The 12658-nt window shown below is 67.1% G+C and carries 11 protein-coding genes; 3 read left to right on the top strand and 8 right to left on the bottom strand.

Translation table 11 applies throughout. From position 1 onward, the window contains the following. Nucleotides 1–123: 123 nt before the first annotated feature. A complete protein-coding gene (locus AC3A6J_RS04800; RefSeq protein WP_487858773.1) occupies nucleotides 124–1524 on the top strand; it encodes a polyhydroxyalkanoate depolymerase in 1401 nt (466 codons plus the stop codon). Further along, a complete protein-coding gene (locus AC3A6J_RS04795) occupies nucleotides 1521–2153 on the top strand; it encodes an RnfABCDGE type electron transport complex subunit B (protein ID WP_487858772.1) in 633 nt (210 codons plus the stop codon). Before AC3A6J_RS04800 ends, AC3A6J_RS04795 begins: the two co-directional genes overlap by 4 nt. Before the next feature lie 21 nt (nucleotides 2154–2174). Here AC3A6J_RS04795 and AC3A6J_RS04790 read toward each other — a convergent pair whose 3' ends face one another. Next, entirely contained in the window at nucleotides 2175–3092 is a 918-nt protein-coding gene (locus AC3A6J_RS04790) for an EamA family transporter (RefSeq protein ID WP_487858771.1), read from the bottom strand. Nucleotides 3093–3203: 111 nt separating this feature from the next. Here AC3A6J_RS04790 and AC3A6J_RS04785 point away from each other — a divergent pair, with 111 nt between their 5' ends. Continuing rightward, nucleotides 3204–3701, top strand: coding sequence for an Lrp/AsnC family transcriptional regulator (locus AC3A6J_RS04785; protein WP_487858770.1), 498 nt, complete (start codon nucleotides 3204–3206; stop codon nucleotides 3699–3701). Here the strand turns inward: AC3A6J_RS04785 and AC3A6J_RS04780 are convergent. From AC3A6J_RS04780 to scpA, 7 genes are read right to left on the bottom strand one after another with little or no spacing between them, the layout of a single operon-like run. Continuing rightward, nucleotides 3691–4179: a VOC family protein gene (locus AC3A6J_RS04780; protein WP_487858769.1), complete on the bottom strand. Its 489-nt coding sequence runs from the start codon at nucleotides 4177–4179 to the stop codon at nucleotides 3691–3693. The two genes, AC3A6J_RS04785 and AC3A6J_RS04780, sit on opposite strands and share 11 nt — an antisense overlap. Beyond that, nucleotides 4176–5195 carry a biotin synthase BioB gene (gene bioB / locus AC3A6J_RS04775; protein WP_487858768.1) on the bottom strand — a complete coding sequence of 340 codons (1020 nt, stop codon included), beginning with the start codon at nucleotides 5193–5195 and terminating at the stop codon, nucleotides 4176–4178. Before bioB ends, AC3A6J_RS04780 begins: the two co-directional genes overlap by 4 nt. After that, nucleotides 5195–7243, bottom strand: coding sequence for an acetyl-CoA carboxylase biotin carboxylase subunit (accC, locus tag AC3A6J_RS04770; RefSeq protein WP_487858767.1), 2049 nt, complete (start codon nucleotides 7241–7243; stop codon nucleotides 5195–5197). Before accC ends, bioB begins: the two co-directional genes overlap by 1 nt. Nucleotides 7244–7263: 20 nt before the next feature. Then, entirely contained in the window at nucleotides 7264–8808 is a 1545-nt protein-coding gene (locus AC3A6J_RS04765; protein ID WP_487858766.1) for an acyl-CoA carboxylase subunit beta, read from the bottom strand. 44 nt (nucleotides 8809–8852) lie between these two features. Further along, complete coding sequence (gene meaB / locus AC3A6J_RS04760; protein WP_487858765.1) at nucleotides 8853–9926, bottom strand: methylmalonyl Co-A mutase-associated GTPase MeaB; 1074 nt, start codon at nucleotides 9924–9926, stop codon at nucleotides 8853–8855. Continuing rightward, nucleotides 9896–10369 (bottom strand): GNAT family N-acetyltransferase, encoded by a 474-nt coding sequence (locus tag AC3A6J_RS04755; RefSeq protein WP_487858764.1) that lies wholly within the window; start codon nucleotides 10367–10369, stop codon nucleotides 9896–9898. Before AC3A6J_RS04755 ends, meaB begins: the two co-directional genes overlap by 31 nt. A gap of 23 nt (nucleotides 10370–10392) precedes the next feature. Next, nucleotides 10393–12555, bottom strand: coding sequence for a methylmalonyl-CoA mutase (scpA, locus tag AC3A6J_RS04750; protein ID WP_487858763.1), 2163 nt, complete (start codon nucleotides 12553–12555; stop codon nucleotides 10393–10395). Between the last annotated feature and the right edge of the window lie 103 nt (nucleotides 12556–12658).

Genomic DNA, 12658 nt, shown 5'->3' with positions numbered 1-12658 from the left:
GTAAAGTTCTCCACATTTCGGACCAAAACGACCCTGCCTTCAGGGTCGGCCTAGGGTTCGCCCCCTGCAGCGCGCTCCGTGGACTGATATATTGCACTGCAACATTTTCTTTCCGGGACCACGATGCTGTATCAACTCTACGAAGCCCAGCGCTCCCTGATGGAGCCGTTTGCCGATTTCGCGCAGGCGGCGTCCAAGCTCTACGGCCATGGCGCCGTGTACGGCCAGCTGCCGATGGCGCAACGCATGGCAGCCGGCTACGACCTGCTCTACCGCCTGGGCAAGGACTACGAGAAGCCCGAGTTCAACATCAAGAGCGTCAAGGTCGACGGCGAAGAGGTCGTGATCCAGGAAGCCATCGAGCTCGACAAGCCCTTCTGCGAGCTGCGCCGGTTCAAGCGCTTCACCGACGAGCCGCACATCCTCAAGACGCTCAAGAGCCAGCCCGTGGTGCTGATCGTGGCGCCGCTGTCGGGCCACTACGCCACGCTGCTGCGCGACACCGTGCGCACCATGCTGCAAGCGCACAAGGTCTACGTCACCGACTGGAAGAACGCACGCCTGGTGCCGCTCTCCGAAGGCGAATTCCACCTCGACGACTACATCAACTACGTGCAGGAGTTCATCCGCCGCCTGCAGGCCGAATACGGCAACTGCCACGTTGTGAGCGTGTGCCAGCCGACGGTGCCGGTGCTCGCGGCGGTGTCGCTGATGGCCAGCCGCGGCGAGCCGCTGCCGCTCACCACGACGATGATGGGCGGGCCCATCGACGCGCGCAAGTCGCCCACCGCGGTGAACAACCTCGCGATGAACAAGAGCTACGAGTGGTTCGAGAACAACGTGATCTACCGCGTGCCGCACGGCTTTCCGGGTGAAGGCCGCCGTGTGTACCCCGGCTTCCTGCAGCACACGGGCTTCGTGGCGATGAACCCCGACCGCCACGCCACCAGCCATTACGACTACTTCAAGAACCTTATCAAGGGCGACGACACGAGCGCAGAGGCCCATCGCAAGTTCTATGACGAGTACAACGCGGTGCTCGACATGGACGCCGACTATTACCTCGAGACCATCCGCACCGTGTTCCAGGAGTTCGACCTGGTGAACGGCACCTGGGACGTGCGCAACCCCAAGGGCGTGCTCGAGCGCGTGCGGCCGCAGGACATCCGCTCGACCGCGCTGCTCACGGTCGAGGGCGAACTCGACGACATCTCCGGCTCGGGCCAGACCGAGGCCGCGCACAGCCTGTGCACCGGCATCGCCGACGCGAAGCGCGAGCACTACGAAGTCAAGGGCGCGGGCCACTACGGCATCTTCAGCGGCCGCCGCTGGCGCGATCTGGTCTATCCGCGGATGGCCAAGTTCATCGCGGCGCACGACGAGCCGCAGCGCCGCGCCGGCGCACGCGAAACCCTGCCTGCCGAAGACCGGGTCAAGCCCGCCCGCAAGACGACCGTCGCGGCCGCCGCCAAAAAACCCGTGACGGCCGCTGCCGCCAGGAAGCCTGCGGCCCGCAGGAAGTGAACGCGCTGGCCGCACGCATCCACCAGGCACTGCCGCAGACGCAGTGCACACGGTGCGGCTATGCCGATTGCGCCGGCTATGCGCAGGCCGTGGCCGAAGGCGAAGCAGGCATCAACCAGTGCCCGCCCGGCGGCGCCGAAGGCATTGCGAGGCTGGCGCGGCTCACCGGCCGCGAGGTGCAGCCGCTCGACGCGCAGTTCGGCACCGAAGGCCCGCGCAGCATGGCGGTCATCGACGAAGCCTGGTGCATCGGCTGCACGCTCTGCCTCGATGCCTGCCCGACCGACGCCATCCTGGGCATCCACAAGCGCATGCACACCGTGATCGAGGCGCACTGCACGGGTTGCGAACTCTGCATTCCGGTGTGCCCGGTCGACTGCATCTCGCTCGAGGTCGAAACGGCCGGGCGCAGCGGCTGGGCCGCGTGGTCCGAGGCCCAAGCCGAAGCGGCGCTGCAGCGCTACCAGCGGCACGGCACGCATCGCCGGCTCGCCAAGCGCATCGACGAGCCGTCGCCTACCCCTGCCGAGCCGCAGGCCGCCGACACGCGCAAGCGCTCCATCGTCGAGGCCGCGCTGGCGCGCGCCCGCGCTGCCTCGCTGCTGCGCCCACCCACGGCCAAGCCTTGAGCGACTTGTTGGGAGCGGGGGTCAGCGCTTCTTCGGGCGCTTGATAAGCAGCAGCAACACGCCCGCGAGCACCACGCCCACCGCGTACCACTCGAAGCGCGTGACCGTCTCGTTCGCGATCCACACGCCGAGCAGCATCGCGATCACCGGCGTCACGAAGGTATAGCTCGAGGCCAGCGCCGCCGGCGCCCTGGCGAGCAGCACCATGTAGGCGTTGAACGCGATCAGCGAACCGAAGACCACCAGGTACAGCCACGCGCCGACCGCGAGCGGATCGAACGGCCTGGCCAGGCGTTCGCCGGCAGCGGCCGCCAGCGCCATCAGCACCACGCCGCCGCAGATCATTTCGCTCGCGAAACCCATCGCGCCCGGCGCGAGCGGCAGGCTGCGCTGGCTCAGCACGCTACCCATCGACCAGCACACGCAGGCGATCGAGATCGCGGCCAACCCTGCAGGCGATGACTGGAAGCCGCTGCCCTGCGTCAGCATCAGCACGCCGACAAGTCCCACGGCAATGCCCGCTGCTTCCAGGCGCGTGGGCCGGATGCCCCAGACCAGGTTCAGCAGCGCGATCAGCAGCGGCACCACCGCGATGAAGGCCACCACCAACCCCGAGCCGATCGACACCTCGGCCACGGCCGTGCCGCCCATGCCGCCGCCGAGCATCAGCGCGCCCACCACGAAGGCATTTCGCCACTGCACGGGGGACGGCCAGGCGGCGCCGCGCCAACGCATCCAGGCGAGCAGCACCACGCCGGCGAACAGGAAGCGCGAGCCCATCTGGAGAAATGGCGGAAAGCTGACCAGCGCGTACTTGATTGCCAGGTAGGTCGATCCCCAGACCAGCCAGGTGGCGGCGAGGCAGAGCCAGAGGATCGGCGGCATGGTGCCGGCAGCGGACGCGGGCGCGGCTTGAGATGGGGAGGCGAGCGTGGGCATGGGGACGATGGTTGTGGCGGCGAATGCGCCATGGTATGAAAGCGGTTGGCGTTCAACCATGCCAATCTCATGGTTCTAGCGCCCTTCCCACCGTTGTTTTGAAGGACTTCCATGGATTCCGCCTTGAACCCCACGCTGGACGCCCACGACACGCGCATCCTGGCCGAACTACAGAAGGACGCGCGCCTCACGATGGCCGAACTCGGCCGCCGCGTGCATCTGAGCCAGCCGGCCGTGACCGAGCGCGTGAAGAAGCTCGAGGCCGCGGGTGTCATCAGCGGCTACCGCGCCACTGTCAATCTTTCCAAGCTGGGCTACGGCATCCGTGCGCTGATCCGCGTCGGCCGCGCCGAATACGACCGCGTGGTCCAGCTGATCCAGCAGACGCCCGAATGCGTGAATGCCTACAACGTAACCGGCGACGACAGCTGGATTCTCGAGATCGCGGTCATCGACGTGAGCCACCTCGACGCCGTGGTCACCAAGTTCTGCATCCTCACCGAGACCGCGACCTCGATCATCCTGAACCCGGCGCGCGAGCACCAGCCGATGCTGCCGCCGCACCGCTCGGACGTGAAGCCGCCGATCCGGAAGATCGTCAACGCGTAGCCGCGAGCGCGGCGAACGCCGCCACCACCTCGGGCGGCGCCTGCACCATCTCGATCAGCACGCCCTCGCCCGCGATCGGAAACTCCTCGTTCGCCTTCGGGTGCAGGAAGCAGATGTCGAAGCCCGCCGCACCCTTGCGGATGCCACCGGGCGCAAAGCGCACGCCCTGCGCGGTCAGCCACTCCACGGCCTTCGGCAGGTCGTCGATCCACAGGCCCACATGGTTGAGCGGCGTCGCATGCACCGCGGGTTTCTTCTCGGGGTCGAGCGGCTGCATCAGGTCGACCTCGACCTTGAACGGTCCGCTTCCCATCGCGCAGATGTCCTCGTCGACGTTCTCGCGCTCGCTGCGGAAGGTGCCGGTCACTTCGAGCCCGAGCATGTCGACCCAGAGCTTCTGCAGGCGCAGCTTATCGGGTCCGCCGATCGCGATCTGCTGGATGCCGAGCACCTTGAACGGGCGTTGTGTCGTTGTCATGCGTGCGGCTCCTGCGAGCGCGTCGCGTTGAGCCCCAGTTTCTTGAGCAGCACCGTGTCGGCCTCGACATCGGGGTTGCCGGTCACCAGCAGCTTGTCGCCGTAGAAGATCGAGTTGGCGCCCGCCATGAAGCACAGCGCCTGCACCGCATCGCCCATCTGCTGGCGGCCGGCCGACAGGCGCACGCGGGCGGTCGGCATGGTGATGCGCGCGACCGCGATCATGCGCACGAAGTCGAAGGGGTCGACCGGTTCCGAATCGGCCAGCGGCGTACCGGGCACGCGCACCAGGCTGTTGATCGGCACCGACTCCGGATACGGGTCGAGGTTGGCCAGTTGCGCGATCAGCCCCGCGCGGTGCACCGGCTGCTCGCCCATGCCCACGATGCCACCGCAGCACACGCTGATGCCCGCGCTGCGCACATGCGCCAGTGTGTCGAGCCGATCCTGGTAGGTGCGCGTGTCGACCACGTCGGTGTAGTACTCGGGCGCGGTGTCGAGGTTGTGGTTGTAGTAGTCGAGGCCCGCCGCCTTGAGCTGCTGCGCATGATGCGGCTCGAGCATGCCGAGCGTGGCGCAGGTCTGCATGCCCAGGCCCTTCACGGCCTCGACCAGCACGGCCACCTTCTCCACGTCGCGGTCCTTGGGCGCGCGCCAGGCCGCGCCCATGCAGAAGCGCGTGGCGCCCGCGTCCTTGGCGGCCTGCGCGGCGCGCAGCACCTCATCGACCTCCATCAGCTTTTGCGCCTTCACGCCGGTGTCGAACTCGGCCGATTGCGGGCAGTAGCCGCAGTTCTCGGGACAGCCGCCGGTCTTGACCGAGAGCAGCGTCGCGAGCTCGATGTCGCCTGCGGGAAAATGCGCACGGTGCACCGTCTGCGCCTCGAACAGCAGGTCCATCAGCGGCCTGTCGAGCAGCGCCTGAATGGCCTCGACCGTCCACGGGCCTTGCGGTGCCGCGGCCTTGGGCGCCGGGCGGTGCAGCTTGACCGGCTGCTGCAGATCGTTCGCACCCATCAGTTGAACTCCATGATGACCTGGTCGACCGCGAGCGACTCGCCCTTGTTCGCCGAGATCTTGCCGACCACACCGTCCTGCGTGGCGAACAGCACGTTCTCCATCTTCATGGCTTCGATCACCGCGAGCTTCTCACCCGCGCGCACCTGCTGGCCCGGCTGCACCGACACCTCGACCAGAAGCCCCGGCATCGGCGACATCAGGAACTTGCTCAAGTCCGGCGGCGCCTTGTAGGGCATCAGCGCGAGCAGGCGGGCGCCCAGCGGCGACAGCACCATGGCCTCGATCTGCTTGCCGTCGTGCGCCACGCGCAGCGCCAGCGGGCTGCGGCCGGCGCCGCGCTCGACCTGCGCGGTGAATGGCCGGTCGTTCACCGTGCCCTGCAGCCGGATCGCGCCGAGCGCGGAACCGCCGTCGATCTTGTAGGTCTTGCCGTCCACCGCCACCGCGCAGGCACCGGTCTTGCCGTGGAAGTCGGTCACCGACACCGGATGGTGCACATGCTGGCCCTCGGCCCCGAGCTCGACCACCACGAACTGCTCGCCCACCTTCACGCCGTGGCCTTCGAGCTGGCCGCTGATGCCCGAGGCGCGCGCGCGATAGCGGCGGTGCACATAGGCCGCCAGCGCCACCAGGAACGAGGAATCGGCATGCGCCACGTCCTCGGCATGGAAGCCCTGGCCGTAGTGTTCGGCGATGAAGCCGGTGTTGAAGTCGCCCGCCACGAACTTCGGATGCGCTAGCAGCGCCGCCTGGAACGGGATGTTGGTGCTGATGCCGCGGATCACGAAGCCGTTGAGCGCCTCGCGCATGCGTGCAATCGCATGGTTGCGGTCCTTGCCGTGCACGATGAGCTTGGCGATCATCGAGTCGTAGTACATCGGGATCTCGCCGCCGTCGTACACGCCGGTGTCAACGCGCACGCCGCTCAGGCGCTCGGTGTCGGCTGCGAACATCGTCTCGGGCGGCGGCTGGAACTTCACCAGCCGGCCGGTCGAAGGCAGGAAGTTGCGGAACGGGTCTTCGGCATTGATCCGGCACTCGATGGCCCAGCCATTGCGCTTCACGTCGTCCTGGCCGAGCGGCAGCTTCTCGCCGGCCGCCACGCGGATCATCAGCTCGACCAGGTCGAGCCCGGTGATGCATTCCGTCACCGGATGCTCCACCTGCAGGCGCGTGTTCATCTCCAGGAAATAGAAGCTCTGGTCCTTGCCGACCACGAACTCCACCGTGCCCGCGCTCTGGTACTTCACCGCCTTGGCGAGCGCCACCGCCTGCGCGCCCATCGCGCGGCGCGTGGCCTCGCTGATGAAGGGCGACGGCGCCTCTTCGATCACCTTCTGGTGGCGGCGCTGGATCGAGCACTCGCGCTCGTTCAGGTAGATCACATTGCCGTGCGAGTCGCCCAGCACCTGGATCTCGATGTGGCGCGGCTCCTCGACGAATTTCTCGATGAACACGCGGTCGTCGCCGAAGCTGTTGAGTGCCTCGTTGCGGCACGAAGTGAAGCCCTCGAAGGCCTCCTTGTCGTTCCACGCCACGCGCAGCCCCTTGCCGCCGCCGCCGGCCGAGGCCTTGATCATCACCGGGTAGCCGATGTCCTTGGCGATCTCGACCGCGCGCTCCGCCGTGTCGATCGCGTCGTTCCAGCCGGGGATGGTGTTGACCTTGGCCTCGTTCGCGAGCTTCTTCGAAGCGATCTTGTCGCCCATCGCCGCGATCGAATAGTGCTTCGGGCCGATGAAGGCGATGCCCTCTTCCTCGACCTTGCGCGCGAAGGCTTCGTTCTCCGACAGGAAGCCGTAGCCCGGGTGCACCGCTTCGGCGCCCGTGGCCTTGCAGGCGGCAATGATGCGGTCGGCCTGCAGATAGCTTTCGCGGCTCGGCGCGGCGCCGATGTGCACGGCCTCGTCGGCCATTTCGACGTGGCGCGCTTCCTTGTCGGCGTCGGAATAGACGGCGACCGTGAGGATGCCCATCTTCTTGGCCGTCTGGATCACGCGGCAAGCGATCTCCCCGCGATTGGCAATCAGGATCTTCTTGAACATGTTCTTCTTCTCCGCAGCACTCACAAGGGGATGTTGCCGTGCTTGCGCCACGGGTTCTCGAGCTTCTTCTCGCGCAGCATCACGAGCGAGCGGCAGATGCGCTTGCGCGTCTCGTGCGGCAGGATCACGTCGTCGATGTAGCCGCGGGCACCTGCCACGTACGGATTGGCGAAACGCGCCTTGTATTCGGCCTCGCGCGCAGCGAGCTTCGCGGGGTCGTTCTTGTCCTCGCGGAAGATGATCTCGACCGCGCCCTTGGCGCCCATCACCGCGATCTCGGCGCGCGGCCAGGCCAGGTTGACGTCGCCGCGCAGGTGCTTCGACGCCATCACGTCGTAGGCGCCGCCATAGGCCTTGCGCGTGATGACGGTGATCTTGGGCACCGTGCATTCGGCGTAGGCGTACAACAGCTTGGCACCGTGCTTGATGATGCCGCCGTACTCCTGGCCGGTGCCGGGCATGAAGCCGGGCACGTCGACAAAGGTGACCACCGGAATGTTGAAGGCATCGCAAAAGCGAACGAAACGCGCGGCCTTGATGCTCGACTTGATGTCGAGGCATCCGGCCAGCACCAGCGGCTGGTTCGCCACGATGCCGACGGTCTGGCCTTCCATGCGCGCGAAGCCGATCACGATGTTCTTCGCATAGTCGGGCTGCAGCTCGAAGAAGTCGCCGTCGTCGGCCACCTTGTGGATCAACTCCTTGATGTCGTACGGCTTGTTCGGGTTGTCGGGCACCAGCGTGTCGAGCGAATAGTCGGGCCGGTCGGCCGGGTCGCCCTGGCCATTGTTGCCCAGGCGCACCGGCGGCTTCTCGCGATTGTTGAGCGGCAGGTAGTTGTACAGGCGCCGCAGCATCATCAGCGCCTCGACGTCGTTCTCGAACGCCATGTCGGCCACGCCGCTGCGCGTGGTGTGGGTGATGGCGCCGCCGAGCTCCTCGGCCGTGACGCTCTCGTGCGTCACCGTCTTCACCACATCGGGGCCGGTGACGAACATGTAGCTCGAGTCCTTCACCATGAAGATGAAGTCGGTCATGGCGGGCGAGTACACCGCGCCGCCCGCGCACGGGCCCATGATCATGCTGATCTGCGGCACCACGCCCGAGGCCATCACGTTGCGCTGGAACACGTCGGCATAGCCGCCGAGCGAGGCCACGCCTTCCTGGATGCGCGCGCCGCCCGAGTCGTTGAGGCCGATGACCGGTGCCCCGACCTTCATGGCCTGGTCCATCACCTTGCAGATCTTCTCGGCGTGCGCTTCGCTGAGCGCGCCGCCGAAGACCGTGAAGTCCTGGCTGTAGACGAACACCAGGCGCCCGTTGATCATGCCGTAGCCGGTGACCACGCCGTCGCCCGGGATCTTCTGCTCGGCCATGCCGAAATCGACCGAGCGGTGCTCCACGAACATGTCCCATTCTTCGAAGGTGCCGTCGTCGAGCAGCAGTTCGATGCGCTCACGCGCGGTGAGCTTGCCCTTGGCATGCTGCGCGTCGATGCGCTTCTGCCCGCCGCCGAGACGCGCCTGGGCGCGGCGCTTTTCGAGTTGTTCGATCAGTTCTTGCATGTTGTGCTTCCGAAGCTGTGGTCCTGAATCTGTGGGTGGTGGCTTCATGCCTTGGCCGCAATGGCCGCGGCCGCGAGCAGCTGGCGCGCCGCGGTCGACGCGGGCAGCGCGCCCTCGGCCACCTGGCGCGTGAGCTGCGGCAGCAGCTCGCGCACTTGCGGATGCTGCCTGAAGGCCTGCTTGAGGCCCGCGTCGATGCGCTCCCACATCCACGCGGTGGCCTGTTTTTCGCGGCGCCTGGTGAGCTTGCCGTTGGACGTCTGCAGCGCCTTGAACTGCGTCACCGCGTCCCAGAAAGCGTCGACGCCGGTGTTCGCGAGCGCGCTGAGCTGCAGCACCCGGGGCAGCCAGAAGCGCACCTCGGCGCCGCTGTGCGCGTCGTGCGCCGCATGCGCGTGATCGGGATTGCCCTGGTGGCCGAAGAGCCGCAGCGCCGAAGTGATCTGCGCCTCGGCGCGCGTAGCAGCGTCGCGGTCGAGGTCGGCCTTGTTGATGACGACGAGGTCGGCGAGCTCCATCACGCCCTTCTTGATCGCCTGCAGGTCGTCGCCCGCATTGGGTAGCTGCATCAGCACGAACATGTCGGTCATGCCGGCCACCGCCGTCTCGCTCTGGCCCACGCCCACGGTCTCGACGATGACGATGTCGTAGCCCGCGGCCTCGCACACCAGCATGGCCTCGCGCGTCTTCTCGGCCACGCCGCCCAGCGTGCCGCTCGACGGGCTCGGCCGGATGAACGCGCGCTCGTGCACCGACAGCCGCTCCATGCGCGTCTTGTCGCCGAGGATGGAGCCGCCCGAGACAGTGGACGACGGATCGATCGTGAGTACCGCCACGCGGTGGCCGCGCTCGATCAGCAGCAGCCCGAGCGTCTCGATGAAGGTCGACTTGCCCACGCCCGGCACGCCCGAGATGCCGAGCCGGAACGACTCGCCGGTGCGCGGCAGCAGCGCCGTGAGCAGCGCGTCGGCCTCGGCGCGATGGTCCGCGCGGGTCGATTCGAGCAGCGTGATGGCCTTGGCGATGGCACGGCGCTGCGCCATGCCCTGTGGCGCGGCCAGCGCCCGGTCGAGCGCCTCGGCCGAGTTCAGCACGCCTCCCCCACTGCCGCGCGCCATCGGTAATGCAGGTCGAAGCCGTCCTCGGCCTCGAGCACGAAGCCGTGGCGCAGGTAGAAGCGGTTGGCATCGCTCTTCACAAGCGCGGTGAGCTTGATGTCTCGCTGCTGCGCGCGCGCCTCCGACTTGGCCCATTCGAGCACCCATTCGCCGATGCCCAGGTTCTGGAAGCCGGTGCGCAGGTAGAGGTGATCGAGGCGCAGCGCATCGCCGCCCTCGGGCTTGAGCGTGACGAAGCCGATGCGCTGGTCTGCGTCGAGCACGATGTGGTGCATGTACGGCACGACGAAGCCTGCCGAGAGCCGCTCGCGCGAACGCTCGGGATCGAAGCGCCCGACGCGCTCCAGGCTCGGGCGCATCGCATCGATGCGCAGGGCCAGCATGGCCTCGAAATCGCCGGAGTCCACCGGCTGCAGCGACAGCCGCGACAGGAGATCTTTCACGTTGCTTCCCACACGCGCCTGATTCAGGAAGACACCGCGGCGCGGATCTGCTCGAGCACGTCCTTCGCGCTGGCCGGGATCGGCGTGCCGGGGCCATAGATGCCCTTGACGCCCGCCTCGTACAGGAAGTCGTAGTCCTGCCTCGGGATCACGCCGCCGACGAACACGATGATGTCGTCGGCGCCCTGCTTTTTCAGCTCTTCGATGATCGCGGGCACCAGCGTCTTGTGCCCCGCCGCGAGCGTGCTCACGCCCACCGCGTGCACGTCGTTCTCGATCGCCTGGCGCGCGCACTCCTCGGGCGTCTGGAACAGCGGCCCCATGTCGACGTCGAAGCCCAGGTCGGCGAAGGCGGTAGCCACCACCTTGGCACCGCGGTCGTGGCCGTCCTGCCCGAGCTTGGAGATCATCACGCGCGGGCGGCGGCCCTGCGCTTCGGCAAAGGCGTCGATCTCGGTCTTGAGGGCTTCCCAGCCTTCGGCCGAGTCGTAGGCAGCAGCGTACACACCGGTCACCTTTTGCGTGTCGGCTCGATGGCGGCCGAATGATTTTTCGAGGGCGTCGGAGATCTCGCCCACCGTGGCGCGCAGGCGCACCGCGTCGATGCTCAGCGCGAGCAGGTTGCCGGTGCCGTTCTCGGCCGCCTCGGTCAGCGCGTCGAGCGCGGCCTGCACCTTGGCAGCATCGCGCGAGCCGCGGGTCTTCTGCAGCCGCGCCACCTGCTGCTCGCGCACCATCACGTTGTCGATCGACAGGCTGTCGATCGCATCTTCGGTCTTGAGCTTGTACTTGTTGACGCCCACGATCACGTCGCGGCCCGAGTCGATGCGCGCCTGCTTCTCGGCCGCCGCGGCCTCGATCTTGAGCTTGGCCCAGCCGCTGTCCACCGCCTTGGTCATGCCACCCATGGCCTCGACCTCCTCGATGATGGCCCAGGCCGCATCGGCCATGTCCTGCGTGAGCTTCTCCATCATGTAGCTGCCCGCCCAGGGGTCGATCACGTTCGTGATGTGCGTCTCTTCCTGGATGATGAGCTGCGTGTTGCGTGCGATGCGCGCGCTGAACTCCGTCGGCAGCGCGATCGCTTCGTCGAGCGCGTTGGTGTGCAGGCTCTGCGTGCCGCCGAACACCGCGGCCATGGCCTCGATGGTGGTGCGCACCACGTTGTTGTACGGGTCCTGCTCGGTCAGCGACCAGCCCGAGGTCTGGCAGTGCGTGCGCAGCATCAGGCTCTTGGGGTTCTTCGGGTTGAACTCCTTCATGATGCGGCACCACAAGAGGCGCGCCGCGCGCATCTTGGCCACCTCGAGGTAGAAGTTCATGCCGATGGCCCAGAAGAACGACAGCCGCCCGGCGAAGCCGTCGACGTCGAGGCCCTTTGCGAGCGCGGTCTTCACGTATTCCTTGCCGTCGGCCAGCGTGAAGGCCAGCTCCAGCGCCTGGTTGGCGCCAGCCTCCTGCATGTGGTAGCCGCTGATCGAGATCGAGTTGAACTTCGGCATCTTCTGGGCCGTGTACTCGATGATGTCGCCGATGATCCGCATGCTCGGCGCGGGCGGAAAGATGTAGGTGTTGCGGACCATGAACTCCTTGAGGATGTCGTTCTGAATGGTTCCGCTCAGCTGGTCCTGCGCGACGCCCTGCTCCTCGGCCGCCACCACATAGCCCGCCAGCACCGGCAGCACCGCGCCGTTCATCGTCATGGAGACGCTCACCTTGTCGAGCGGGATCTGGTCGAACAGGATCTTCATGTCCTCGACCGAATCGATCGCCACGCCGGCCTTGCCGACGTCGCCGGTCACACGCGGATGGTCGCTGTCGTAGCCGCGGTGCGTGGCCAGGTCGAAGGCCACGCTCACGCCCTGGCCGCCGGCAGCCAGCGCCTTGCGGTAGAAGGCATTCGATTCCTCGGCGGTCGAGAAGCCGGCGTATTGACGGATGGTCCACGGGCGCACCGCGTACATCGTGGCCTGCGGGCCGCGCAGGTACGGCTCGAAGCCCGGCAGCGTGTCGGCGTACTTCAGCCCCTTCAGGTCGGCGGCCGTGTAGAGCGGCTTCACGGTGATGCCGTCGGGCGTGAGCCAGTTCAGCGCGTTCAGGTCGCCGCCGGGCGCCGACTTGGCCGCGGCCTTGGCCCAGTCGTCGAGGGTTGCGGGCTTGAAAGTGGGTTCGGGTGTGCTGCTCATGAAGGGGCCGTGGTGCAGTGTCGTCTTGCAGGAATCGTCGCATGCGCCCGCACGGATTTGCAGGTCGGCCGCGAGTCTAACCGATCCGTAATTATTAATTCAA

The organism is Variovorax sp. Soil_C_39, assembly GCF_057656815.1.
Note: the sequence above shows the minus strand (reverse complement) of the source record. Positions and strands in the feature narration are given on the sequence as shown.